General features: G+C 70.2%; 26 protein-coding genes and 1 tRNA gene. 22 read left to right on the top strand and 5 right to left on the bottom strand.

Annotation, left to right across the window (positions count from 1 at the left end; all coding sequences use genetic code 11):
- The first annotated feature begins 2 nt into the window (after positions 1 to 2).
- On the top strand, positions 3 to 989 hold the full coding sequence (locus K228_RS0108170; RefSeq protein ID WP_025617997.1) for a nucleoside triphosphate pyrophosphohydrolase: 987 nt from the start codon (positions 3 to 5) through the stop codon (positions 987 to 989).
- A gap of 58 nt (positions 990 to 1,047) precedes the next feature.
- Here the strand turns inward: K228_RS0108170 and K228_RS0108165 are convergent, their stop codons facing one another.
- Both K228_RS0108165 and K228_RS0108160 read right to left on the bottom strand, forming a co-directional pair.
- A complete protein-coding gene (locus tag K228_RS0108165; protein WP_025617996.1) occupies positions 1,048 to 2,409 on the bottom strand; it encodes an autotransporter outer membrane beta-barrel domain-containing protein in 1,362 nt (453 codons plus the stop codon).
- Between the two features lie 155 nt (positions 2,410 to 2,564).
- Positions 2,565 to 3,263, bottom strand: coding sequence for a hypothetical protein (locus tag K228_RS0108160; protein ID WP_025617995.1), 699 nt, complete (start codon positions 3,261 to 3,263; stop codon positions 2,565 to 2,567).
- A 242-nt stretch (positions 3,264 to 3,505) separates the two neighbouring features.
- Between K228_RS0108160 and eno the strand changes: the two genes are divergently transcribed.
- The 20 genes from eno to K228_RS0108060 all read left to right on the top strand — a co-directional run bounded on the left by eno (position 3,506) and on the right by K228_RS0108060 (position 20,836).
- Positions 3,506 to 4,789: a phosphopyruvate hydratase gene (gene eno / locus K228_RS0108155; protein ID WP_025617994.1), complete on the top strand. Its 1,284-nt coding sequence runs from the start codon at positions 3,506 to 3,508 to the stop codon at positions 4,787 to 4,789.
- A 33-nt stretch (positions 4,790 to 4,822) separates the two neighbouring features.
- Entirely contained in the window at positions 4,823 to 5,446 is a 624-nt protein-coding gene (locus K228_RS0108150; RefSeq protein WP_025617993.1) for a septum formation initiator family protein, read from the top strand.
- Between the two features lie 28 nt (positions 5,447 to 5,474).
- Positions 5,475 to 6,032: a DUF501 domain-containing protein gene (locus tag K228_RS0108145; protein ID WP_025617992.1), complete on the top strand. Its 558-nt coding sequence runs from the start codon at positions 5,475 to 5,477 to the stop codon at positions 6,030 to 6,032.
- A 1-nt stretch (position 6,033) separates the two neighbouring features.
- Entirely contained in the window at positions 6,034 to 6,546 is a 513-nt protein-coding gene (locus K228_RS0108140) for an amino-acid N-acetyltransferase (RefSeq protein WP_025617991.1), read from the top strand.
- A 45-nt stretch (positions 6,547 to 6,591) separates the two neighbouring features.
- Positions 6,592 to 7,521 carry a Ppx/GppA phosphatase family protein gene (locus tag K228_RS0108135; protein ID WP_033776655.1) on the top strand — a complete coding sequence of 310 codons (930 nt, stop codon included), beginning with the start codon at positions 6,592 to 6,594 and terminating at the stop codon, positions 7,519 to 7,521.
- Positions 7,522 to 7,638: 117 nt separating this feature from the next.
- Positions 7,639 to 9,372 (top strand): alpha-keto acid decarboxylase family protein, encoded by a 1,734-nt coding sequence (locus K228_RS0108130; protein ID WP_080671555.1) that lies wholly within the window; start codon positions 7,639 to 7,641, stop codon positions 9,370 to 9,372.
- Between the two features lie 236 nt (positions 9,373 to 9,608).
- Positions 9,609 to 9,941, top strand: coding sequence for a PadR family transcriptional regulator (locus tag K228_RS0108125; protein WP_025617988.1), 333 nt, complete (start codon positions 9,609 to 9,611; stop codon positions 9,939 to 9,941).
- Positions 9,938 to 10,960 carry a DUF1700 domain-containing protein gene (locus tag K228_RS0108120; protein WP_025617987.1) on the top strand — a complete coding sequence of 341 codons (1,023 nt, stop codon included), beginning with the start codon at positions 9,938 to 9,940 and terminating at the stop codon, positions 10,958 to 10,960. Before K228_RS0108125 ends, K228_RS0108120 begins: the two co-directional genes overlap by 4 nt.
- A gap of 149 nt (positions 10,961 to 11,109) precedes the next feature.
- The gene (locus K228_RS0108115; RefSeq protein ID WP_025617986.1) at positions 11,110 to 11,613 is read left to right on the top strand and encodes an LppU/SCO3897 family protein; all 504 of its coding nucleotides are present in this window, start codon (positions 11,110 to 11,112) and stop codon (positions 11,611 to 11,613) included.
- Positions 11,614 to 11,810: 197 nt separating this feature from the next.
- A complete protein-coding gene (locus tag K228_RS0108110) occupies positions 11,811 to 12,497 on the top strand; it encodes a dienelactone hydrolase family protein (protein WP_025617985.1) in 687 nt (228 codons plus the stop codon).
- A 46-nt stretch (positions 12,498 to 12,543) separates the two neighbouring features.
- A complete protein-coding gene (locus K228_RS0108105; protein WP_033776653.1) occupies positions 12,544 to 13,305 on the top strand; it encodes a uracil-DNA glycosylase in 762 nt (253 codons plus the stop codon).
- Between the two features lie 18 nt (positions 13,306 to 13,323).
- Positions 13,324 to 14,106: a DUF4129 domain-containing protein gene (locus K228_RS0108100; protein WP_025617983.1), complete on the top strand. Its 783-nt coding sequence runs from the start codon at positions 13,324 to 13,326 to the stop codon at positions 14,104 to 14,106.
- Positions 14,107 to 14,146: 40 nt separating this feature from the next.
- Positions 14,147 to 14,731, top strand: a complete 585-nt coding sequence (locus K228_RS0108095) for a hypothetical protein (RefSeq protein WP_025617982.1) — start codon at positions 14,147 to 14,149, stop codon at positions 14,729 to 14,731.
- Positions 14,731 to 15,738: an AAA family ATPase gene (locus K228_RS0108090; RefSeq protein WP_025617981.1), complete on the top strand. Its 1,008-nt coding sequence runs from the start codon at positions 14,731 to 14,733 to the stop codon at positions 15,736 to 15,738. The genes K228_RS0108095 and K228_RS0108090 overlap by 1 nt, the downstream gene beginning before the upstream one ends.
- On the top strand, positions 15,738 to 17,126 hold the full coding sequence (locus K228_RS0108085; RefSeq protein WP_025617980.1) for a DUF58 domain-containing protein: 1,389 nt from the start codon (positions 15,738 to 15,740) through the stop codon (positions 17,124 to 17,126). Before K228_RS0108090 ends, K228_RS0108085 begins: the two co-directional genes overlap by 1 nt.
- Positions 17,127 to 17,193: 67 nt before the next feature.
- Entirely contained in the window at positions 17,194 to 17,751 is a 558-nt protein-coding gene (locus tag K228_RS0108080; RefSeq protein ID WP_025617979.1) for a hypothetical protein, read from the top strand.
- Between the two features lie 98 nt (positions 17,752 to 17,849).
- Complete coding sequence (locus K228_RS0108075; protein WP_025617978.1) at positions 17,850 to 19,175, top strand: NAD(P)/FAD-dependent oxidoreductase; 1,326 nt, start codon at positions 17,850 to 17,852, stop codon at positions 19,173 to 19,175.
- 148 nt (positions 19,176 to 19,323) lie between these two features.
- Positions 19,324 to 19,404: transfer RNA gene (locus K228_RS0108070), tRNA-Leu, on the top strand.
- 128 nt (positions 19,405 to 19,532) lie between these two features.
- Positions 19,533 to 20,348 (top strand): Bax inhibitor-1/YccA family protein, encoded by an 816-nt coding sequence (locus tag K228_RS0108065; RefSeq protein WP_025617977.1) that lies wholly within the window; start codon positions 19,533 to 19,535, stop codon positions 20,346 to 20,348.
- Between the two features lie 164 nt (positions 20,349 to 20,512).
- Positions 20,513 to 20,836, top strand: coding sequence for a hypothetical protein (locus K228_RS0108060; RefSeq protein WP_080671554.1), 324 nt, complete (start codon positions 20,513 to 20,515; stop codon positions 20,834 to 20,836).
- Between the two features lie 140 nt (positions 20,837 to 20,976).
- Here K228_RS0108060 and K228_RS0108055 read toward each other — a convergent pair whose 3' ends face one another.
- From K228_RS0108055 to K228_RS0108045, 3 genes are read right to left on the bottom strand one after another with little or no spacing between them, the layout of a single operon-like run.
- Positions 20,977 to 22,239, bottom strand: a complete 1,263-nt coding sequence (locus tag K228_RS0108055) for an acetyl-CoA C-acetyltransferase (protein ID WP_025617975.1) — start codon at positions 22,237 to 22,239, stop codon at positions 20,977 to 20,979.
- A 58-nt stretch (positions 22,240 to 22,297) separates the two neighbouring features.
- Positions 22,298 to 23,110, bottom strand: a complete 813-nt coding sequence (locus tag K228_RS0108050; protein WP_025617974.1) for an SGNH/GDSL hydrolase family protein — start codon at positions 23,108 to 23,110, stop codon at positions 22,298 to 22,300.
- Entirely contained in the window at positions 23,107 to 24,192 is a 1,086-nt protein-coding gene (locus K228_RS0108045; RefSeq protein WP_025617973.1) for an SGNH/GDSL hydrolase family protein, read from the bottom strand. Before K228_RS0108045 ends, K228_RS0108050 begins: the two co-directional genes overlap by 4 nt.
- 153 nt (positions 24,193 to 24,345) lie before the next feature.
- Between K228_RS0108045 and K228_RS0108040 the strand changes: the two genes are divergently transcribed.
- Positions 24,346 to 24,702, top strand: a complete 357-nt coding sequence (locus tag K228_RS0108040; RefSeq protein WP_025617972.1) for a DUF1232 domain-containing protein — start codon at positions 24,346 to 24,348, stop codon at positions 24,700 to 24,702.
- Positions 24,703 to 24,712: the final 10 nt, after the last annotated feature.

Genomic DNA, 24,712 nt, shown 5'->3' with positions numbered 1-24,712 from the left:
GCATGGCGGCGCGGATCACACTGCTCGTCACCTCGCCGCGGCTGCCGGCCGGGCTGCTCACCGCGGCCGCGTGGGACGTCGTACGCCAGAGTCCCGTGCTGGCCGGGGCGGAGAGCGAGTTGACGGCGGCGCTTCGGGTCGCGGGCGCCGAGGTCACCGTCGTGGCTGGTCCGGCCACCCCGGCGTTGCTCGACACCGCCACCGCCCGCGGTGGTGCGGTCTGGCTCGCCGGCCCGACGGGTGACGAGTCGCTCGCTCGGGAGCTGGGCCTTCGCCTGGCCCGGGAGCCGGGGCTCGCCGAGTTGGAGCTGCTGTACGGGTCGTGGGATCCGCCCGGAGCGCGGCTGCTCGACGCGGTGGCGGTGCTGGACCGGCTCGCCTCGCCCGGCGGTGACCCGTGGAAGCGGGCGCAGACCCACCGCAGCCTGGCTGGCTATCTGGTGGAAGAGTGCTATGAGGCGTACGACGCGATCAGCGCTGGCGACACCGACGCGCTCCGCGAGGAACTCGGGGACGTGCTGCTCCAGGTGGTGCTGCATGCTCGGCTCGCCGAGGAGCTGCCCGAGGGCGAGCGGTGGAGCGTGGACGACGTGGCCGGTGGGCTGGTCGACAAGATGGTGCGACGCAACCCGCACGTCTTCGCCGAGGAGCAGGCCGGCACCCTTGCCCAGATCGAGGAGAACTGGGAGCGGATCAAGCGGGCGGAGAAGGCGCGTGACTCGGTGCTGGACGGCATCGCCCTGAGCCAGCCCGCCCTCGCCCTGGCTGCCAAGATCATTGACCGGGCCGCCCGGGTGCGGCTCGCCGTCTCGCCCCCGCCGTCGCAGTCTCAGGTCGACCCGGAGGCTCAGCTCGGCGCCGAACTGCTGGCTGTGGTGGCCGCCGCCCGCGCCTCCGGGCTAGATCCGGAGGCGGCCCTGCGCCGTGCCGCCCTCGCCCACGCCGAGGCCGTCCGCCGGGCGGAACGCGCGGGCAGCACCGGTAGCTGAGTTCCGTCCCGCCAGCTCTCGCGGCGGGACGGAACCGATGTGAGTTCGAGGCGACGCGCTACCCCGAGCAGCCGGGGACGTTGACGCAGTTGTCCGGTCGGTTCTTGACGACCACGGTGCCGGTGGCGGTGTTCAGGTTGACGGTGCCACCCGGTTGGTTCAGGATGCCGCCGCCTTCGGTGACGGCGATGTTGCCAACGACCTTCGTGGTGAGGAGGGTGAGCCGGCCGAGGACACTGTTGTGGATGCCGCCGCCCTGGTCGGCCTGGTTGCCGATGACCTGTGTGCGCCGCAACACCGTTTGCCCCTCGTTGAGGAGCCCACCGCCGAGGGCGTTGGTGGAGTTCCCCTTGATGGTGCTGTCCTCGATTACCGCAGCGCTGTCGACGCCCATGCCTCCCTGGATGAACACACCACCGACGTTCCCCGCAGTGTTGTCGGTGAGGCTGACGTGCCGCAGGGTCAGCTGTCCGGCCCCCTCCACCCCGACGCCGCCGATGGCGTCGGCGGTGTTCTTCGAGATTCGAGTGCCGACAACCCGGCTGGTGCCCATGAAGACGGAGAAGCCACCAGACCTGATTGCCTGATTCCTGGAGATACTTCCACCGCTGACGGTGGCGTTGACGGCAAAGAGGCCGCCGCCGATGATTCCGATGTTCTGGTCCAACTTGGAGTCGGTGCTCTCCAGCCAGCCGAAGCTGGCGATGCCGCCGCCGACGTCGGTGGCGGTGTTGTGGCTGACGGTGGAGTGTCTCACTTGGGCGGTGCCGAAGTTGGTGATGCCGCCACCGCTGGTTCCACCGCCGGAGATGTTGCGGGTGATGGTGCTGTGGTTGGTGGTTAATGCTCCACCAGGGTTGACGAGTACTCCGCCGCCGCCGTCGAGGAGGGTGTGGCCGCCGGTGATCTTCAGCTGGTTGAGGGTGAGGTCGCCGCCGGTGTTGATGGTGAGGATTCTGAACTGGTCGATGGCGGCGGCGCGTTCGATGGTGGTGTGTTTGCCGCCGTTGAGGGTGATGGGGGTGGTGATGGCGGGGAGTCCGGCGCCGTCGATGTCGGTGGTGAGCAGGTAGGTGCAGTTTGTGGCGAGGTTGAGGGTGGCGCCGCCGCGGGCGTTGGCGAGGGTGATTGCGGCGATCAGGGCGTCCGTGTCGCAGGGTACGGGGGTGCCCTTCGGCTTCTCTTCCTTGCGGTTGTCGGAGCTCTTGCCCCGGTCGCGGTGGTTGTCAACCGCGGTCTTCGCGGGCTCGTTGAGCAGGGCGTGGGCGGCCGGGTTGGCGGCGGCGCCGACGGTGGTGGTGGTGGTGGTGAGGGTCAGACCGGTCATTCCGGCCAGCCCGGCGGCCCACCACCGTCGTCGTGACCCTGCTCGGCTTCGGGCAGGGAGACCGGGTTTGTGGGTGTCGTGCTGATGGCTCATCGCGGTGTCGGTGTCCTTCCCCGTGAACGGCGAGGAACACCGCAGACCAGGGGGTCAGGTTCCTCGGCTACCAGATGGCGGTAGCAGTCACCAGTAGGCTAAACCGACAACAGGCGCTAGAAAGACATGAAAGCGAACATATGCCATAAATCGGGCTAAGGTGACACCGGGCTTGTCGAACGGTCCACCACGTCGGCCTCCGTCGGCAGCTCGAACATCGGGTCGTCCGCGGTCTCCCGGTAGCTGGTCATCGTCACGGTGACCGGATCGCCGTCCAGGTGACCGGCGAAGCTGCCCAACGCCCCCTCGGCGGTGACGCAGACGGTGAGGTCGCCGGCCGCCCGGCGCACCTGGACGCAGGTCGCCTGCCGCCCGGCCAGAGTGGTCTCACTGCTGGTGATGGTGGACTCCGGGTCCAGGGCGGCGGCGGTCAACAGCTCCAGCACCGCTGGCGGGGTGACCAACCCCTGCCCCTCGGCGGCGGCGAAGACAGCCACTGCGGGCTTGTCCGGGTTGGCCGGCGGCGGTTCGACCGTGCAGGCCGTCCGCCCATCGGCGGTCTCGCACCGGGTCGTCGCCTCCTCGGTGGCGGTCAGCCGGCCGGCCGGCCAGTGGTATGTGGCGCGGGCCGGCTCCTGGGCCTGCGCGATGGTCGCGGTTTGCCCCGACGTGAGCTGGTAGTCGGCCGTGTAGGTCCGGATCAGGGACCCGTCCAGCCGGTTCGCGAGGTCGTTGACCAGACCGGCGTGGCTGATGGTCTGACCGGCCTCGTCGAGGCTTTGGCAACCGGTAACGGTAAGCGACGCGATGGCGGCAGCAGCGAGCAGGCGGAGCGGGGTCGAGATGGCGGACATGCCGACCAGCCTCGCCGATCGGAACGAGCGCGTGCAAACTCCGATGCCGGTTGACATCGGAGAATACGGGAATGTCGGGCGTGCTGTTGGCCGGAAAGGGTCGGCACTCGACGGCGCGGCCGGGGAATCAACCACCGGGTGCCGCGTCGCGCTCGATCGCCGCCCGATACGCTGCGTGCAACACCTTCCCCGCCGCACCGTCGCGGCCACTAACGATCGGCACACACACGAGGAGCGACTCAGTGGCAACCATCGAGGGAATCGTCGCCCGGGAAATTCTCGACTCACGGGGCAACCCGACCGTCGAGGTCGAAGTGGGGCTCGATGACGGCACGATCGCCCGCGCTGCGGTGCCCTCGGGTGCCTCCACCGGTGCCTTCGAAGCGATCGAGCTGCGCGACGGTGAGAAGGACCGCTACCTCGGCAAAGGCGTTGCCCAGGCGGTCTCGAACATTGAAGACAAGATCGTCGACGAGTTGATCGGGTACGAGGCCAGCGAGCAGCGGCTGATCGACCAGAAGATGCTCGACATCGACGGTACGGACAACAAGAGCCAGCTCGGCGCCAACGCGATCCTGGGCGTCTCCCTGGCGGTGGCGAAGGCTGCCGCTGGCGCCGCGGAGTTGAACCTCTTCCGTTACCTCGGCGGCCCGAACGCGCACCTGCTGCCGGTTCCGATGATGAACATCCTCAACGGTGGGGCGCACGCGGACTCCAACGTCGACATCCAGGAGTTCATGATCGCGCCGATCGGTGCGCCGACGTTCCGTGAGGCCCTGCGCTCCGGCACTGAGGTGTACCACGCGCTGAAGTCGGTGCTGAAAAAGAAGGGGCTCGCCACCGGTCTCGGCGACGAGGGTGGCTTCGCGCCAAACCTGCCGACCAACGCCGCCGCGCTGGACCTGATCTCGGAGGCGGTCGAGAAGGCGGGCTACCGGCTCGGCACCGACATCGTCTTCGCGCTCGACGTGGCCGCGACCGAGTTCTTCGAGAACGGCACCTACACCTTCGAGGGTGCCGCGAAGACCGCGGAGGAGATGAGCAGCTACTACACCAAGCTCGCCGACGCGTACCCGATCGTGTCGATCGAGGACCCGCTGGCCGAGGATGACTGGTCCGGGTGGCGCACGCTGACTGCTTCCGTCGGGGACCGGATTCAGATCGTCGGCGATGATCTGTTCGTCACGAACCCGCAGCGGATCGCCCGCGGTATCGCCGAGAACGCCGCCAACTCGGTCCTGGTGAAGGTCAACCAGATCGGTTCGCTCACCGAGACCCTGGACGCGGTGGACCTGGCCCACCGGGCCGGCTTCCGGTGCATGATGAGCCACCGCTCCGGCGAGACCGAGGACACCACCATCGCCGACCTCGCGGTTGCCACCGGCTGTGGCCAGATCAAGACCGGTGCACCGGCCCGTTCTGACCGGGTCGCGAAGTACAACCAGCTGCTGCGAATCGAGGAGGAGCTGGCTGACGCCGCGCGGTACGCCGGGGCGGGCGCGTTCCCGCGTTACCGTTCTGCCTGACCGACGCGCAACCTTCGGGGGAGGGGCCAGAGGATGCAGCAGCGCCGCACGCCGGGCGGACAGCGTCCGCTCCGGCGGCCAGGTCAGGCCGGTCGGTCGGGTGCTGCCCGGCCGGTCCGTGCGGGCGGCGTCCGCGCCGAGTCGCGGGCGACCGACAGCCGCTCCCCGGGCACGGTCCGGGGCGCCGACGGAGCCCGTTCGGCGAACCGGCCCGCCGTTCGGCGGTCGGCTCCCGGGGGTGCGGTGAAGCGACTCTCCGCACCCCGCCCCCGATGGGGCACCGGACGGGCGACCGTGCTGGTCGCGGTGCTGGTCGCCCTCGCTCTCGGCTACACCTATCCGGTCCGGGTCTACCTTGACCAGCAGGCCGACATCGCCCGAATGGAGGCCGCCCAGGCGGCGCAGCGGGCGGAGATCGAGGAGCTTGCCGCCGAGGCCGCGAAGTGGCAGGACCAGAAGTACCTTGAGGCCAAGGTCCGAGAACGCTTCTTCATGGGCCGCGAAGGCGAGCAGCTGTTGATCGTGCTCCCGAACCCGCCGGGGGAGGCCGAGGCGGCGGATCAGCCCGCCGGCGACGGCCTGGCCGGGGCTGACCGGTGGTACGAAACGCTGTGGTCGAGCGTGACGGCCGCGGATCAGGAACCGTCCGGCGAGTGAGTGCCGCCACCGAACGAGGAAGGACACCGTGACAGTCGTACCACCGCAGGAGCCGGCGGCCTCCTCCGTGCCCCTGCCGCGACCCGAGCCGGCTACCCCAGCGGACCTGGCCGCGGTGGCGGGACAGCTCGGCCGCCCGCCCCGGGACACCCGGGCGGTGGCCCACCGCTGTCCGTGCGGCATGCCCGACGTGGTGGAGACGACACCGCGGCTCGCCGACGGCACGCCCTTCCCGACGCTTTTCTACCTGACCTGTCCCCGAGCGACGGCGGCCTGTAGCCGACTGGAGTCCGCCGGGCTGATGAAGGAGATGGCCGACCGGCTCGCGGCGGATCCGGAGCTGGCCGCGCGCTACCGCGCCGCGCACGAGGACTACCTTCGGCGCCGGGAGGCGATCGGTCATGTGCCGGAGATCGCCGGAATCTCCGCCGGCGGGATGCCGGATCGGGTCAAGTGCCTGCACGTGCACCTCGGGCATGCGCTCGCAGCCGGTCCCGGGGTCAACCCGTTCGGGGACGAGGTGCTCCGGCTGATCGAGCCGTGGTGGGCGGGGGGACCGTGCGTGGCCGCGCCGGCGGACGAGTGAGATGATCGCCGCCGGCGGGATCGTGCTCCGTCGAGCCCGGACGGCGGACGTTCGGGGAATTCGGCGGCTGATCGACACGTACGCCGATGGCCGGCGGCTGCTCAGCAAGGCGACCGTGACCCTGTATGAGCAGGTGCAGGAGTTCCGGGTCGCGGTGACACCCGCTGGGGACGTGGTCGGCTGCGGCGCCCTACACGTCATGTGGGAGGACCTGGCGGAGATCCGGACGGTGGCGGTTGACCCGACCCGTCGGGGCGGCCGGATCGGGCACCGGATCGTGGGCGACCTGATCGACGTGGCCCGGGAGTTGGGCGTGTCACGAATCTTTGTGCTCACCTTCGAGACTCGCTTCTTCGGCACGTTCGGGTTCACCGAGATCGACGGGGCGCCGGTGCCGCATCCGGTCTACGAACAGCTGCTGCGCTCGTACGACGAGGGTGTCGCGGAGTTTCTCGACCTGGAGCGGGTCAAGCCGAACACGCTCGGCAACACCCGAATGCTGCTGCGGCTCTGAGCGGGCCGTCCGGCCTGCCGTAGGGTTGCGGGCGTGACGACGCGTGTGGCCGCCATCGACTGCGGGACCAACTCGATTCGCCTGTTGGTCGCCGATCTGCCGGATCCGAGCGCTGGAGCGGGCGCGCCGCTGGTCGAGCTGAGCCGCCGACTGGAGACTGTTCGGCTGGGCCAGGGCGTCGACCGCACCGGTCGGCTGGCCCCGGAGGCGATCGAGCGGACCCGGGTGGCGCTGGCGGAGTACGCCGCCGAGATCGAGAAGATGGGCGTCGACCGAGTGCGGATGTGTGCCACGTCGGCCTCCCGGGATGCGGAGAACGCCGCCGACTTCCGCGACATGGTGGAGCGGACGCTGGGGGTCGCCCCGGAGGTGGTGACCGGGGAGGAGGAGGCACGACTCTCGTTCACCGGGGCAGTTCGTGGCCTGCCCGGCTCGACCCGGGAGCCATACCTGGTGGTCGACATCGGCGGCGGTTCGACGGAGTTCGTCGTGGGCACCAGCACCGGTGGGGTGGCGGCAGCGATCTCGGTGGACATTGGCTGTGTCCGGATGACCGAACGGCATCTGGCGAGTGACCCGCCGGATCCCGCCGAGATCAGGGCGGCCGAGGCGGACATCGTGGCTGCGGTGGACCAGGCGCTCGATGCGGTGCCCGGTCGGGAAGCCGCCACGCTGGTCGGGCTCGCTGGCTCCGTCACCACGGTGGTCGCCATCGCCGAAGGGCTGACCGGGTACGACCCGCAGCGGATCCACCACGCCCGGGTGTCCTACCGGGCGGTGGCGGAGGTGACGTCCGACCTGCTGGTGGCGACCCGTGCGCAGCGGCTGGCGATCCCGGTGATGCATCCGGGCCGGGCCGACGTGATCGCGGCGGGTGCCCTGGTGCTTCGCGTGACTATGGAGCGTTCGGGCAAGGACTTCGTGGTCGCGTCCGAGCACGACATTCTCGACGGTATCGGCTACAGCCTGCGGTAGGAGCAGGCACCCGACCAGCCCAGGATCAATGCCACCGAACCAGCTTTGTCCTTTGGGCGGTTCGGATAGGGTGAGGCTGTCTCAGGGCCGGCTAAGAGCACCGTGGATGGAGGTGCGGTGGAAGGGGAAGCGGGGGCGGTCACGGTCGGCGAACTGTTGCTTGGTCGCCTTCACGACCTGGGGGTGCGCTATGTGTTCGGCGTGCCCGGCGACTATGCGATGGACTTCACTGATCAGGTCATGGCCTTCGATGGTATTGACTGGGTGGGCAGTTCAAACGAGCTCAACGCCGGCTACAGCGCGGACGGCTACGCGCGGGTTGCCGGGGTAGGGGCAATCATCACCCAGTTTGGTCCGGGTGAATTATCGGCCATCAACGCCTTGGCTGGTGCGATGGTTGAGTCGGTGCCGATTGTTTCGATCGTGGGTGGTCCTTCACTGGAAATAATGCAGCGGCGCACCTCGATTCATCACTCGCTTGTGGATGGCGACTCCGACCATTGGGCGCGGATGGCGTGCGAGGTGACGGTTGCCCAAACCTCGTTGACCCCGGAATGTGCCTTGAGGGAGATCGACCGGGTGCTGGCCGAGTGCTGGTTGCAGCAGCGGCCCGTGTACATCCGGATTCCCGGTGATGTGGCGCTAACTCCCGTCGCGCGGCCGGTGCGACGTTTTGCCCGCCCGGATCCGGTAACCAACCCCGGGCAGCTGGACGCGTTCGCCGCTGCTGCGGAACGCCGACTCGCGGACGCGGAGCGGCCGGTGCTGCTGGTGGGAAGCATGCCGATCCGCCTGGGCCTCGGGCCCGCGGTCGCCGCGTTCGCGAGCGAGTACAACTGGCCGGTTGCGACGCAGGCGCTCGGTCGGGGTCTGTTTGACGAGTCTGACGTTCGCTTTGTTGGGGTCTACAACGGCCTTGAGAGTCCTGATTCGGTCCGGGAAGTGGTCGAAGGTGCCGACGTCCTGGTCTGTTTGGGTGTCATATTTTACGACTGGAGCGGTCTGTTCACCGCAGACCTGGACCCGGATCGGATCATTAACCTGGGGCGGGACGTGGCAACGGTCGCCGGCACCCGTTTCGGCCCGATCTCCATGGCGGCGGCACTGGGCCGGTTGCACGAGATGGCCGCCAGCCGAACGAGTGACTGGCCGCGCACTGCGACCTTGTTGCATAAATGTTCCAAGCTGGACCGGGCGAGCGGCGAGCCAATCAGTCACGAGCGACTCTGGCCGGCAGTTCAGGAGGTGCTACGTCCAGGGGATGTCTTGGTCGGGGAGGTCGGGACGGCTTTCTTCGGTGCCGCGATGATGCGGCTACCGGTTGGGGTGTTTGTCTTGACCGCGCCGATATGGAGCTCGGCCGGTTATGTTGTTCCGGCAGCCTTCGGTGCCGGGGTTGCGGTGCCGGAGCGGCGGGTGGTGGCGATTTCTGGTGATGGGGGCCTGCAAATGTCCCCGCAGGAAATCAGTCGGATGTTTGCCTACGGCCAACATCCGATCATCTTCGTGATCAATAATCGTGGATATACTACCGAGCGGGCACTCGAAAAAGCGGTTGGCGAAGAAGTTCAGGCTTACGCGGAGATACCGGATTGGCGATACAGCGCACTGCCGGCGGTGTTTGCCGCGGAGGGATCCTTCGTGGTGCGCACCGCCCGCACCGAGGCGGAGCTAGCCGAGATCTTGGATAGTGTCGACGAGCGTCCGGACCGGTTGACCCTCATCGAGGTGATCGTTGACCCGATGGACCTGCCGGAAGGGATGCCGCAGTGGAGCCGGGAGGCCTCCGCTGCCATCTATCATGCACAGTTCCCTGCTCCGGCTCGCCTGCCCTGGAGTGGACTCAGCTAGTAGTTGCTTCTCTTGGCCAGTTGGGCTCAGCTTGTCATGTCCACCGGGCAGGTTCTGCAGGCGGCGGAGCCCCTCCGTCGTCGTGGCAGTGCGGGACGGCCTTCCTCTGGGCCTGGCTGGCTAGGCGCAGGGTGCTGGCGGTCGCGTCCGTGCGCCGGGCCTCGCGGTGCCCGCCGTGGGGTCCAGTCGGACTCTCGGGTTGACGCTACTGTGCATTGAATACTACTGTTCTATGTATGGACACCACACAGCTCCTGAAGGGCGTGCTGGACCTGGCTGTCCTCGCGGTGCTCCGGGAAGAGGACGGCTACGGCTACGACATCCTGCGTCGGCTGCGCGACGCCGGCCTGGCGGAGGTGGGCGACGCCTCGGTCTACGGCACGTTGCGCCGCCTCTTCGCAGCCGGCCTACTCACCACGTACGTGGTGCCCAGCGAATCCGGTCCGCACCGCAAGTACTACTCGCTGAACGCCGCCGGCCGCGATCAGTTCGCCCGCTCTGGCAAGCTCTGGCGCTCGTTCGCCACCACCATGGACACGCTGCTCGACGATCGGGGGAGGGCGGCATGACCGTCACTGAGCAGGAGATAGCCGGCTATGTCGCCCGAGTTCGAGGCGCCCTCAACGACCTGCCGCCGTCGATCCGCGACGAGCTGACCGAGGATTTGCCAGAGCACCTCGCGGTGGTCGCCGTCGAGTCCGGTGGGACGCTGGTGGAACGGCTCGGCGAGCCGGAGGCGTACGCCGTTGAGCTGCGGATCGCCGCCGGGGTCGGTGCCGGTCGCCGGCCGGTGACCGGAGAGCTGACCGCCTTCGTCAACCGGGTCCATGCCCGGCTGAACACGCTCGACCGGCAGCTCGGCCGACCCCTCGGGTATCCCACGGTGCGGGCCTTCCTGCACCTACTCATCCCGGGCTGGTGGATTCTGCGCGGCTACCTCGCGGCGATGCTGCTGACCTTCCTGAGTGCGGATGACGGGTTCGGCCTGCTACCCCGGTTCGACGACAACCTCCAGCTTGGCCTGATGGTCCTGGTGGCTCTGGTCGTCGCGTCGGTCATGCTCGGTCGCCGGGAGCCTGGGCCGCGGACCTGGCCACGACACCTGCTGTTGCTCGGCAACCTGCTGCTCGTCGGGTTCGGGCTGGTGGGGCTGGTCCAACTGGAGAATCGACACGGAAACGACGACGGCTACTACGCTCCGATCTCGGTCGACAGCCGGTACGACCACATCCGTGACGTCTTCGTCTATGACACCGAGGGGCAGCTGGTGGACTACGCGCGGCTGTTCGACCAGAACGGCGACCCGATCCGGCTCGGCTACCCGGACTGCGATGACGTGCGGGATGTGATCAGCCGGGATGAGGTCGGCAGCGCCAACCCGCTGCTGCGCGGTTACCCGTACTGTCCGGAGGCGGCACCGTTCGGGCCGCGGCCCACGACTGATGCGTCTCCGCCGGACCTTCCCGCTCCACCCGGCACGGTCCAACCGGAATCCGCTGCTACGCCTACCGTGCCGGAGACCTCACCGACCGTGCCGGAGGCCCCGCCGACATCCGCGCCTGCGCCGAGTGTCACGCCCACCGGGTGAGCGTTGGGGAGCTCCGGGCCGATCCCGAATGCGAAGACTCACACCTTCTCGCGTTGAAATTGGCCGAAGGGATGAGGCTGCGGGGCAATGGCGTCGTTGTTGATCGTCTACGGTGTGCTCCGCACTATTAACCCCCGGAAGGAAATATCGTGCCGGAGCAGGTCGTACCCCCCGCCCAACCCGACGTCCCGCAGCCAGCTGGTGCCCAGCCGCCAACCGACGCAGCCCAGGCGGGTGCCTCGGCCCCGGTTCCGGCTCCAGAGCCAGCTCGGAAGTCCGGCCGCAAGAAGGTTCTCGGCATCGTTGGCGCGATCGTCGCGTTCCTGGTGGTCGTTGGCCTCAAGTTCGGCCTCGGCGCGGTGCTCGGCGGGACGGACGAGACCGCGGAAGCCAAGGCTGGTGACTGCATCGCCGAACTACCCACGACCATCAGCGACGAGCTGGAGGAGGTCGACGGTGGCAAGGTCGTCGACTGTGCCTCCGCCGAGGCGACGTACAAGGTGGTCGGTCGGGTTGACGATCAGACCGAGGCGCAGGCCGAGTCCGGTGAAGCGTGTGACCAGTTCTTCCAGGAGAACGAGGAGTACTTCATCTTCAGCAACATCGTGCCGGGCGAGACGGGCTATCTGCTCTGCCTGACCACCAACTCCTGAGCGGCGTACGGGAGTACGGCGACGGCGGCGCGGCTTCACCCCGCCGCCGTCGCCGTACCTGGGTCATCGATTGGTGTTCGGGAGGTGAACGCCACTTCTCCGGCGTCTTCCCGGGGCTCGCGTGGCGTGGCAGGCTACCGGCACGTAGGACCACTGGGCGACCAGCCAACGATGACTGACCGCTAGGAGGACGGCCGATGGGCGACATGGTGACGTACCGGTGCAACGGTGGTACGGGCGGGGGGTATCTTGTGGTGCCGCCCGGCGGTACGGCCAGCCCGGCGGTCATTGTGATCCAGGACTGGTGGGGCCTGGCATCGCACGTCCGAGCGGTCGTTGACCGCTTCGCTGAGGCCGGCTTCGTCGCCCTCGCCCCGGACCTGCGGCGTGGCGCGCCGGCCGACAAGCCGGACGAACCCCGGCAACTGCTCAACAGCGGGCAGTTGGACGCCGCCGCGGCGGATATCGCCGCCGCAGCCGACTACCTCGCGGGCCGGCCGGAGGTTGCCGGCAAGATCGGTTGCGTCGGCTTCTGTGCCGGAGCCAGCCTGGCGCTCTGGTCCGTTACCCGGTCCGAGCGGATCGTGGCGACCTCGGCCTTCTACCCTCGGCTGCCCGGGGAGGGAATGCGCCCGGAGTGGACGGAGTACGCGGGCAAGGCCGCCGCCATCCACTGCTGCGAGGTCGACGGCACCTCGGCCGAGCCAGGGGTGCAGTTCGTTCGTCGGGCAATCGAGACCGGTGGCGGCGCCTGCCAGACCTACGACTACCCGGGCACCGCGCACGCCTTCTTCAACGAGGACCGGCCGGAGAACTTTGACCAACGGGCCGCCGCCACGGCGTGGGCCCGCACCCTGGAACTCTTCCGGGCGAAGCTTGGCTGAAGACGGATCGGCGAACCCCGGCGGAACACCCGCCGGGAGTCGACGCGTGCAGCGGGCAGGCGCGGTTGCCGCCGGCTCACGTACCGCTGCGCAGGTCGCCGGGGCGGCGGCGGGGACGACCAACCTCGCCGCACTCGATGCGACGATCAACGACTGCTTCGCCTGCCCCCGCCTCGTCGAGTGGCGGGAGGAGGTAGCCCGTACTCGACGCGCGGCCTTCCGGGAGCAGGAGTACTGGGGGCGCCCCGTGCCCGGCTTCGGTGACCCGGAGGCCCGCATCGCTCTCCTCGGCCTCGCGCCGGCCGCGCATGGCGGCAACCGGACCGGCCGGGTCTTCACCGGCGACCGCTCCGGCGATGTCCTCTTCGCCGCCCTGCACCGGGCCGGGCTGGCCAATCAGGCGACCAGCGTCGCTGCCGACGACGGGTTGACCCTGCGCCACACCCGGGTCTTCGCGGCGGTGCGCTGCGCGCCACCGGGCAACAAGCCCACCCCGGGCGAGCGTGACACCTGCCGGCCGTGGCTGCACCGCGAAGTCGCGCTGCTCCGGCCGAACCTGCGGGTCGTGGTCGCGCTGGGCGCCTTCGCCTGGGCCGCGTGGTGGCCGACTCTGCACCGGGTGTACGGGATGTCCCCGCCCAGCCCGCGACCCGCTTTCACGCATGGGGCACACTGGTCCGGGAGCGCCGTACCGGATCTGCTCGGCTGCTACCACGTCAGCCAGCAGAACACGTTTACCGGGCGGCTGACACCAGGGATGCTGGACGACGTGTTCGCCCTGGCGAAGCGACTGGCCGGGGTGGAGTAAGGGCTGCGGGGCAATGGGATGACGGACCGGACGCACCGATCCGCATCCTCGGTTCCCGCCGACAGCGGTGTGCTGCGCCGGTGGTGGCCGGTCGCAGCGGTGCTGCTCCTGTTGGCTGCCGCCACCGTCGCGGCCGCCCATTCGTCGCTCGGGGCGAGCCGCATCCCGCCCGCGGCCGAACAGCTGCCACTCGTGCCGGAGTACCCGACGGCTGAGCCGGTCGCATCGATCCCGGTAGAGCCGCGTGACGCGGGTGAGCTGAACAGCCAGCAGCGCCCCGAATGGCTGCGAACCGCACTCCTTGCGCTGCTCGGGCTGGCCGGGCTGGCCGTCGCCGGCTTCCTTGCCGGGGCGCTCCTGCGCGGTGTGCTGCGTCAAAGCGCTCGGCGCCGGTCCGAGCGCCGAGTCCCGCGCACGGCTGAAGGCACGGCCCGGGAGGTCGTCGCCGCGCTCGACGCCGGCCTGGAGGACCTCGACGACACCGGCACCGATCCGCGTACGGTGGTCATCGCCTGCTGGGTTCGCCTGGAGGAGGCCGCCGCCGGTGCCGGGGTCCGCCAACTGGCCGGCGACACCTCCACCGAGCTGGTGGTCCGCCTCCTACAGGGCGATCCGGCCGCCGGCGTGCCCGCGATCGCCAGCGCCGACGTGCTGGCCGAATTCGCACATGTCTACCGGGAGGCGCGCTACGCTACCCGGCCAGTGGACGAATGTACCCGGGACCAGGCCCGGGCCGCGTTGCGCCGGCTCCGTGGGGAGCTGACCGCTCTGGCCGGCGCGAGCGAGGAGGGGCCGGCGTGACCGACCGACGGCTCCGGACCGGGTGCGAGGAGGTGTCGCGGTGAGTGGCACCAGCATCGACGACCTACTCAGTGTCGAGGAGGAGCGGAGCCCGTACCGGGGTTCCGCTCGCCGCCGGCCGCTGCGGTTGTTGCTGGGTAACCTGGCTGGCGTCGGGGCCGTGGTGGTCGTTGTGGTCGCCGGTCTACGTGCGGTGGGGCTCCAGGTGTCGTTGCCGGTGCTGGTCGCTGGCGTACTCGCGCTCTTCGTGGTGCGCCAGATTGTCCGGGCACTCCGTCCACCACCTGCCTCGTCGGCCGCCCACCTGGCGCTGATCGACCCGGCCGAGCACGGGAGTCGCGGCGACCAGCACGACGCGCTGCGCATGGCGATCAACAGTTGGGAGAAGCCGCTGGGCTGGGCGGCCAACCGGGCCGAGCGATTCAACGGGACCATCCTGCCCCGACTCGGGGAGTTGGCCGACGAACGGATCCGGCTGCGGCACGGGGTGACCCGCGGGTCGGATCCCGCCCGCGCCCGGGTCCTGCTCGGTGATCGGCTGTCGACCTTCCTGGAGCACCCGCCTCGCCGCCCGCCGCCGCCGCGCGAGCTCGCGGCGATCGTCGCCGAACTGGAGAAACTGTGATGAACGACGTGGACCCGAAGCTAGCCGCCACGGAGGTCGGCCACCTTGCCCACGCGGTGCTGGACGCGGTGGGTGAGGTAGTGGTCGGAAAGCGGGAGGCGCTGGAGCTGGTCCTCGCCGGGATTCTGGCCGGCGGGCACGTGTTGCTCGAAGACCTGCCCGGGCTCGGTAAGACGTTGACTGCCCGGTCCTTCGCCCAGGCCCTCGGGCTCGACTTTCGGCGCCTCCAGTTCACTCCGGACCTGCTGCCCGCCGATGTCACCGGCTCTTTCCTCTACAACCAGCGCAGCGGGGACTTCGCGTTCCGTGCCGGGCCGGTCTTCACCAACCTGCTCCTGGCCGACGAAATCAACCGCACTCCGCCGAAGACCCAGTCCGCGCTGCTGGAGGCGATGCAGGAGAAGCAGGTGTCGGTGGAGGGCGTCACCTACCGGCTCGATGAGCCGTTCCATGTGCTCGCAACCGCCAATCCGGTCGAACACGAGGGCACGTACCCGTTGCCCGAGGCCCAGCTGGACCGGTTTCTGCTGCGGGTCTCCTTCGGATATCCCGACCCCGGCGAGGAGTGGGAGGTGCTGCGCCGCCGGATTTCCCGCCGTCGTGAGGAGGCGGAGATCAAGCCGGTGGTGAACGCCGCGACCCTGCGCGCGATGCAGGCCGCGCTGGAGGACGTGGTGGTGGAGGACTCGATCGGTCGATACCTGGTCGCGCTTGCCGGGGCTACCCGGGAGCACCCCTCGGTGCTGGTCGGTGCCTCCCCGCGCGGCTCGCTGGCACTGCTGCTGCTGGCCCGGGTCCGGGCCGTGCTGGCCGGACGGGACTACGTGGTGCCGGAGGATGTCAAGGAGGTGGCGGTGCCGGCGCTGGCACACCGGATCACGCTCCGTCCGGAGCTGTGGCTGCGTCGGGTCGCTCCGGCTGCCATCGTTGACGAGGTGCTGGCGGCCACTCCCGCTCCGGCCAGCGGTGCGCTGCCCAGCTACGCCACCGGCCTGCCCGTCCGCTGATGACCTCGTCCACCGCGCCGTCACGGCCGGAGCAAACCGGTGACTGGACGCCGACCTGGGCGCTCGGCCGGGCGGTGCTCTTGACCGGTCTGCTCCTGATCGCCGGCGTGCTGCTCGGGCGGGTCGACCTGGTCGTGTTGGCCGCCCCGTTCGCGATCGGCACCGCGTATGCCCTGCGCCGCCGCCCCGCCGTTTTGCCGCAGGTCCAGATCGCCGCCGCCGAGGGGAATCAGGTGGAGGGGGGCGAGCTCTCCGGGCAGGTCACGGTCGGTAATCCGGACCTGGTCGACTACGATCTCGTGCTGCTGCAGGGTCGAGCGTCGCGCTGGTTGCGGGTCGACCGGGTGACCATCGCCGGTACGGCGGCGACCGCCCTTTCGCGGGGCGGGCAGTCGGTCGTCGACCGACCCCTGGCGAGCGCCGTACCCGCTGGTGCTCTGGTCGAGGTGGACCTCGCCGGCACCGTGCGCCGCTGGGGACGGCATCCGCTGGGGCCCGTCGGGGTCCAGGCCTGCGCCGCGCTCGGACTACTGGTCTCCCGCACGGTGGTGGCCGAGGCGGTCTCGGTCAGTACCTATCCGCTGACTGATCCCTTCGATGCGGTGGAGGCGATGCCCCGCGCGGCGGGTCTGGTCGGCGCCCACCATTCGCGCCGCCCCGGCGAGGGCGGTGAGCTGGCCGGCGTACGGGTCTTCGGCCCCGGTGACCGGCTGCGTCGGGTGGACTGGCGGGTCTCACTGCGGGCCCGGCAGTTGCACGTCGCGGCCACCCTCTCCGACCGGGACGCTGAGGTGGTACTGCTGCTCGATGTGCTCGCCGAGGCGGGCCGCTCCGGCGGCGTCGGGGGCGCTGCCTCGGTGCTGGACACGACGGTTCGGGCCGCTGCGGCGATCGCGGAGCATTACCTGCACCGGGGGGACCGGGTGTCGATGCTGGAGTACGGTCCGGCCGGCCGTCGGCTACGCCCGGCCACCGGTCGCCGCCACTACCTGACCGTGCTGGAGTGGTTGCTCGACGTGCATCCCCAGTCCTCCCCGCACGAGCTGTACGACTCGGTCTTCGGCGCGCAACTGCCCTCCTCGGATGCGTTGGTGGTGGTGCTCACGCCATTGCTGGACGAACGATCCGCGCAGATGCTGGCCCGCCTGGCTTGGTCGGGTCGCTTCGTCGTGGCAGTGGACACGCTCCCCGCTGATCTGGCTCCGTCGCGGGAGCGGCGTTGGTCGGAGGCGGCGCACCGGCTGTGGCGGCTGGATCGGGACACGATGCTGGGTCAGCTGCGGGAGCACGGCGTGCCGGTGGTGCGGTGGGCCGGCGCGGGCAGCCTGGATGAGGTGCTGCGGGACGTGGCCCAGCTGGCGGTTGCGCCGAGAGCGGGGGCCCGGTGAGTTGGCTGGCCCGGACCGAGGGCGGGGGCCCGGTGAGTTGGCTGGCCCGGAGCGAGGGCGGGCGGCGATGAGCGCCGTGGTCACCCGGATCCGCGCGGCACGGCGCGCGGTGACCCGGATCACGCTGTTACCGTTGCTGCTCCGGGCGGGCATCTTCCTCACCGCGCTGGCCGGGTTGCTGCTCGCGTTTCCGGTGGAGGTCCTGCTGGGCCAGCTGCTGGTGGCGCCGGTGGTGGCGTTGCTGCCGGCGGTGGGGCCACGGCGGATCTGGCCGACCGTCGTCGCCCTGCTGACCGTGGGCGGATGGGCGTTGGCCATTGATGGCTACGACCGACCGGTCGCGCTCTGGCGGTTGCTCGCGGTGGCGGCGGCGCTCTATCTCAGCCACACCCTGTGCGCGCTCGTGGCCGTGCTGCCGTCCGACGCGGTGGTGGATCCGGCCCTGGTTCTGCGCTGGCTGCTTCGGGCGGTCGCCGTGCTGCTCGGCGCGGCGGTGCTGGGCGTGCTCCTGGTTGAGCTGGCTGGGCTCGGCGGAGAGCAGGGACTACAGGTGGGGACGGTGGCCGGGCTGGTGGTAGCGGTACTGGTAACTGTGCTGCTGGGATGGCTACTCCGTCGACGCTGAGGGTGGTATGTCCGGCTTAGGTGGGGTCAGGACTTGTGTTCAGTCACAACGGCCCCCGTAGCTGGGGATTTTGCTGAGTCGCCGCGGAGGATAGAGGCGTGAATCCGAAGCGGATCCTTGTGGTGGGTGCCGGACACGTCGGGCTCTATGCGGCGCTGCGGCTGTCGAAGAAGCTCGGCCCGCGGGAGGCCGAGGTTATCGTCGTTGACCCGCAACCCCACATGACCTATCAGCCGTTCCTGCCGGAGGCGGCGGCGGGCAGCATCTCGCCCCGGCACTCCGTGGTGCCGCTGCGGCGGGAGCTGCGCCGGTGCACCGTCGTCGTGGGCGCGGTCACCCGGATCGACCACGCCACCAAGACTGCGTCGGTCCAGCCGATTGCCGGTCCGACCCGCGAGATCCGGTACGACCAGGTGGTCATCGCCCCCGGCTCGGTCTCCCGAACCCTGCCGATTCCTGGGCTGCACGAGAGCGGCATCGGCTTCAAGACCATCGGCGAGGCGATCTACCTGCGCAACCATGTGCTGGACCGGCTCGATGTCGCCGCCGCCACGCCGGATCCGGCGCTGCGCCGGCGGGCCCTGACCTTCGTCTTCGTCGGCGGCGGCTACGCCGGCATCGAGGCACTCGCCGAGATGGAGGATATGACCCGGAGCGCGCTGCGGTACTACCCGGAGCTGAACCCGGACGACATGCGGTGGGTGCTCGTCGAGGCGACGCAGCGGGTGCTGCCCGAGGTCGATCCGGACATGGGTGCCTACACGGTGCAGCAGCTCCTCCGGCGCAGGATGGACATTCGGTTGGGTACCCGGCTGGAGTCCTGCGTCGACGGGCTGGTGAAGCTCTCCGACGGGGACAGTTTCCCGGCCGACACGATCGTCTGGACGGCCGGGGTGAAGCCCTCGCCGATGCTGGACGCGACCGACTTCCCCCGCGACGAGCGGGGGCGGATCACCTGTCGGCCCACGCTGCAGATTGTCGACGGTGATCAGGTGGTGGCGGACGCCTGGAGCGCCGGGGACTGCGCCGCGGTGCCGGATCTGACGAAGGAGCCCGGCAGCTACTGCTCGCCAAGCGCCCAGCACGCCGTACGTCAGGCGAACCGGATGGCCGACAACATCGTCAACGTCATCCGGGGCCTGGCGCCGGTGCCCTATCGGCACCAGCACGCCGGCAGCGTCGCCAGCCTCGGCCTGTACAAGGGGGTCGCGCAGGTGTATGGCATCAAGATGAAGGGCCTGCCTGCCTGGTTCATGCACCGGACCTACCACATGAGTCGGATCCCCTCACTGAACCGAAAGGTTCGAGTGGTCGCCGACTGGACGTTGGCGTTCTTCCTCAAGCGTGAGGTCGTCGCCCTCGGCCAGCTACATGATCCACGCGAGGAGTTCGTCGAGGCTTCCCAACCGGTCAGCCCCCGCTAGCGGGGGCGCCGGGCATGGCTGGAGGTGCGGCGCGGCGCCGCGACGAGCCGGGTGAAGCCCGGGCGTGCGGGACTGCGGGTACGCTTGCTGGCCGCAGACCGGCTACGGTGGCACTGCACCGTCGCGTGTCGGCGTGCCGGTGTCACCCGCCCGGGTGGTGGAATGGCAGACACGGCCGCCTTAAAAGCGGCTGCCGCAAGGCGTGCGGGTTCGATCCCCGCCCCGGGCACCTGCGGTCAGCCGCTGTCGGAGCGTCGTCCAACACCGCCACGCTGTGCGATCTCCACGAATTCTGTTGGCCGTTTATCCTTGATGCTGCACGTTGACGTGCAACGACCCCCTGAGGGAGGCCTGACAGTGAAGACCTCGAACCCGGTGCTCGCCCGGCTCGGCCAGGCGGCCGAGCGTGAGCGGGCCACCGGGTACGCCCCGACCGGGCCGTACGGACAGCCCGGCTACCCCCAGCAGTACCCGACGCAGGCCGGCTATCCGGCCGCGCCGCCGACCGTCAACACCATGACGGTTGACGACGTGGTGGTGAAGACGGTCAGCCTACTTGGCATCCTCGGCGTGGTCGCCGCCGCCGCGTGGGTGATGATCCCGGAGGCGCTGCTCGGCGCCGCGTGGATCGGCGCCGCGATGGTCGGCCTGGTGCTCGGCCTGATCATTTCGTTCTCGCGGATGGCGAACCCGGCGCTGGTCGTCGCGTACGCCGTCGTCGAAGGCGTGCTTGTCGGTGCCGTCAGCAAGTACTTCGAGACGCTCTACGACGGCATCGTGCTTCAAGCGGTCGTGGCCACTTTCGGCGTCTTCTTCCTGATGGCGATGCTCTACCGGGCCAAGGCCATCCGGGCCACCCCGAAGTTCGTCAAGGGCATGGTCGCGGTGATGGCCGGCCTCTTCGCGGTCATTATGATCAACCTGGTGTTGTCGCTCTTCGGCATCAACACCGGGCTGCGTGACGGCAGCCCGCTGGCGATCGGGTTCAGCCTCGTCGTCATCGTCGTGGCGGCGCTCAGCTTCGTGCTGAGCTTCAAGGAGGTCGAGGACGGCGTCCGGATGGGGCTGCCGCAGCGCTACTCCTGGGTCGCCGCCTTCGGCATCTTGGTGAGCCTCATCTGGCTCTACATCGAGATCCTTCGACTGTTGAGCTATTTCCAGGGCGACGACTGATCGTCTCCGCGATGCCCGGCCCGCAAAGGCGGGCCGGGCATCGCCGTCTCTACGTGACGATCGCGGGCCGGCTGCCCCACGGTGGCTCGCAGCCCGGCAGCGACGAAGCTGGTCAGCGATGTTGCCGGGCAGGCCACCAACGGGTCCGGCGTAGACTCGGCGGCGTGGATCAGGCCGGGGACTTGAGGCGTACGGTGGAGCTGATCGTGCGGCAGGTGGGGCACTGGCAGCAGCCACGGTGGGCCGCCAGCGCTGCCGGCGGAAGTGTCTCCCGGGCCGACCTCGTGCACCGGCTCGTGCAGGAGCTTGCGAATCTGGCCGCCGACGCCGAGATGCGGCCGCGCCGGGTCGTGCCTCGACTCGACCACGACCTTGCCCTGCCGGACCAGCTGCGGGTGGTGGCGGCCGATCTGCTTGCCGCGACGGCATCGGATGCAGCGCTCGCGCAGGCCACCAGTGCGGTCACGGCGACCCGCGCGGCCCTCTGAGGGCGACCCCGTGCGGCCACGGTGACCCGCGCGGCCACGTGTCTCGGGTGGGCAGGCCATCGTGCGCGCCGGCCGGTGACCCCGCGCGGCCGCTGTGGGCACCAGCGGAGCCGGCCCGCTGCGGGCCGGCTCCCGAAGGCTCAGTTCAAACGTTCGAGCACCATCGCCATGCCCTGGCCGCCGCCGACGCACATCGTCTCCAGACCGATCGTCGCGTCGTGCCATCGGAGGGCGTTGAGCAGGGTGCCGGTGATCCGCGCGCCGGTCATGCCGAACGGGTGACCGACGGCGATGGCGCCACCCATCACGTTCAGCTTCTCCTCCGCTATGCCCAACTGCCGGTAGGAGGGGATCACCTGTGCGGCGAAGGCCTCGTTGATCTCCACCAGGTCTACGTCGTCGATGGTCATCCCAGCCCGCTTCAGGGCCTGCTTCGACGCCTCGACCGGGCCGAGCCCCATGATCTCCGGCGAGAGCGCGGTCACGCCGGTCGAGACGATTCGCGCCAGGGGGGTGACCCCGAGTTCACTCGCCCGCTGCGCGCTCATGATCACTACGGCAGCGGCGCCATCGTTGAGGGGGCAGCAGTTGCCGGCGGTGATCCGGCCGTCGGGTCGGAAGACCGGATCCAACTGGGAGACGGCGGAGAGCGTGACACCGGGTCGGGGACCGTCGTCGGCGCTGACCACTGTGCCGTCCGGGGCGGTCACCGGGGTGATCTCCCGAGCCCAGAACCCGGCGGCGATCGCCTGCTCGGCGCGGTTTTGGCTGCGTACGCCGAACTCATCCATCTCGGCCCGGGTGACGCCGTGGACCTGGGCCAGGTTCTCCGCGGTCTGCCCCATGGCCAGGTAGGTGTCGGGCAGGTCGCCGGAGTCACGCGGGTCCGTCCACACCTCGGCCCCGCCCTTGGCGCGTGTCGTCGAACGCTCCCGCGCGGCGCTGAAGCGGGGGTTCTCCCAGCCCCCACCGACCAGCGCCTGCGCCTCTGGCGGCAGACTGTCGGAGGTGCCCCGGACGTACCGGGAGACGGTCTCGACCCCGGCGGAGACGAAGATGTCACCCTCGCCTGCCCGGATCGCATGCATCGCCATCCGCGTGGTCTGCAGGGACGAGGCGCAGTAGCGGGTCAGGGTGGCTCCGGGCAGGTCGTCGTGCCCCATCAGGGTCGCGACCACCCGGGCCAGGTTGAAGCCCTGCTCACCGCCGGGGAGGCCGCAGCCCAGGTACAGGTCGTCGATCTCACTCCGGTCGAGCTGGGGGATCTTGTCGAGGGCGGCCTGCACGATGGTGGCGGTGAGGTCATCCGGGCGGAACTCGCGCAGGGACCCCTTGCGGGCCCGGCCGATGGGGGATCGGGCGGTGGCGACGATGACAGCATCGCGGGACGACTCAATCGGCATGGACCAAACCTAACCGGTCAGTAACATCGGGCGGAAGCCGTGCCGGACCCGGGAAATGTCACCGCGGCCGACCCTGCTGAGCCGCCATCGTCGCGGCAGCGGCCACCGCCGGGAAGAGAGCGTGCGCCCATACCCGGTACCCGTCGGCAGACGGGTGGAAGCCGTCGTGGCAGAACGTTCCGGCATCGGCTCGGAAGACCGGACCGGCCTCAGTGGCGAGATCCACCACCGTCCCTCCGGCGGTGAGTACCGCGAGGGTCTGGGCACGCGCCGTCCGCCGACCGGACCAGCCGACCAGGTGCCGTAGCGGGGGTGCAAACGCACGCACCGCCCCGAGGTCGGGGCAGGTTCCGACCACGACCTCGACCCGCGCGTCACGGAGGCGGTGCACTGTGGCCCCGAGGCAGGCGGCGGCGTCGGTCGACCGATCGAGGGCGGTGGCGTCGTTTGCGCCAATCAGGATCACCGCCACATCGGGTCGCTCCCCGAGCAGGGCCCGAGCGACCTGGGTGGCCAGATCCGCGGAGCGGGAGCCTGAGACGCCCACGCTGGAGAGGTGGACCAGCTGCCCGGCCGGCCCATCAGCGAGCAGGTAGGCGAGCTGCCCACCGACGGTCTCCGCCAGCCGGCTCACGCCGACCCCGAGTGCGGACGAGTCCCCGAGGAGCACGAGCCGCAGCGGGGGAGCATCGGCTTGGCCGATCGTGGCCCGTAGGGCCAGTCCCAGCTCGGGTTGGGCGTAGCGCCGATGTCGGGCGGCGAAGGCCTGTCCAGCCAGGAGGGCAGCAACCCCCACCGCCGCGGCGGCGAAGCAGCCGGCCGTAGCCCGCCCGAGCCGGCGGGAGAAGCCCGGGCGGAAGTGGTCGGTCACGGTGCCACCGCCCCGTGCTCAGTGCTCCGCTCCTGCATGTCATCCCCTCCACTGTGGGGTGAGTCCACGGCCGGGTCGGATTGGGTCACGGCACCGAAGAAGGCCCGTCGGCGTAGCTGCGCCCACCGGCCCGCCGGACCGCGATCGTGGCCCCGAACCTGGGCGCCGCTGACCTCGGTCCCCGCGTGCCGCGCCGCCTCCTGGGCGGCCTCCGGCAGCGACCGTACGCCTCGGGTCCGCGCTGGTGCAGCCCCCCGCTCCGGCCCTGCCCCGAGGGCGGAGAGGACGGTCGGCAGCAGCGCGGCGGCGGCCATCGCGTAGCCCTCAGCAGACGGGTGGAATCGGTCCCACGCAAACATCCGGGCCGGTTCGGCCGTGAACCGGGGACCGAGCAGGTCGCCGAGGGAGACCGTCGCGCCGCCGGCCTCGACCACGGCGACCGTCTGGGCGGCGGCGAGCTGGCGACTCCAGCGGCGGGCCAGCCAGCGCAGTGGCGGCTGGATGGGGCGGATCGCTCCCAGGTCCGGGCAGGTGCCGACGACCACCGCACAGCCAGCGGCGCGAAGCGTGGTCACCGCCTCGATCAGGTAGCGCACGGCGACGGATGGCGGGGTGCGGTTGGTGACATCGTTCCCGCCGATCAAGATGACGGCGACATCGGGTCGGGCCTCGAGCGCCGCCTCGACCTGGTGGCGCAGCACGGCGGAGAGCGCCCCCACCACGGCGAACCGGTGCAGCCGGACCGGTCGGTGTAGCCGGCGGGAAACGCCGGTGGCGAGCAGCGCCCCCGGGGTTTCGCGGCGGCGGTGCACGCCGTAGCCGGCAGCACAGGAGTCGCCCAGGACGACCATGGTGACCGCTGGGCCGGGCAGCTTTGCCCCGTAGACTCCATCGCAGCGCGGCGGTGGTGCCTCCGCCGGCGGGATGCTTCGTCGCGCCTGCCGGGCCTGGCCGATCAGGACACCGCCAGCGGTCGCCGCGGCGGCGGCCGTGGCACCCGCGCCGAGCACGACCAGTCGGGTGACGCGCCAGGCGACCTGCCAGCGTGGACCGGCCGGGACAACGGAATCAGCGACCCCCATGCACCGACATTACGCGAACCCGCCACCGGACACCGGCGCCGTGACGGCTCCCTGCTGCTGGGAACCGGCGCCATGACGGCTCCTTGCCGCCGGGAACGGCACCGGGCCGGTTTGTGCCGGGGCGGCACGCTGGCGTAGGGAAGGAGTGAGTAAATGGGGAAGACACTGCACCGACGGGCGGCGTTTCTCGCGTTGGCCCGGGCGCTCGTGGTCGGCGTACGGGGTGGGCCCGGGCTGGGGGCGCGGGTGGCGGCGCTGCCTCGGATGATCCTGGCGACCGTCCGGGGACGGTATGACGGGGGGCTTCGGCTGGCGCTGATGACCGCCGCCACGGCCTACATCGTCTCGCCGGTCGACCTGCTGCCGGAGCTTGGGCTGGCGCTGCTCGGGCTGGCCGACGACGCGGTCATGGTCACCTGGCTCGCCGGCAGCGTACTCGCCGAGACCGAGCGGTTCCTGGAGTGGGAGGCGCGCCAGGCTTCGGTCGTCCCGGGCGAGATGGCGGGCTGACGGGACGTAG

Origin of the sequence: Salinispora cortesiana (genome assembly GCF_000484695.1) — a bacterium.
Taxonomy (GTDB): Bacteria; Actinomycetota; Actinomycetes; order Mycobacteriales; family Micromonosporaceae; genus Micromonospora; species Micromonospora cortesiana.
This window is presented reverse-complemented; position numbering and strand designations above follow the sequence as displayed.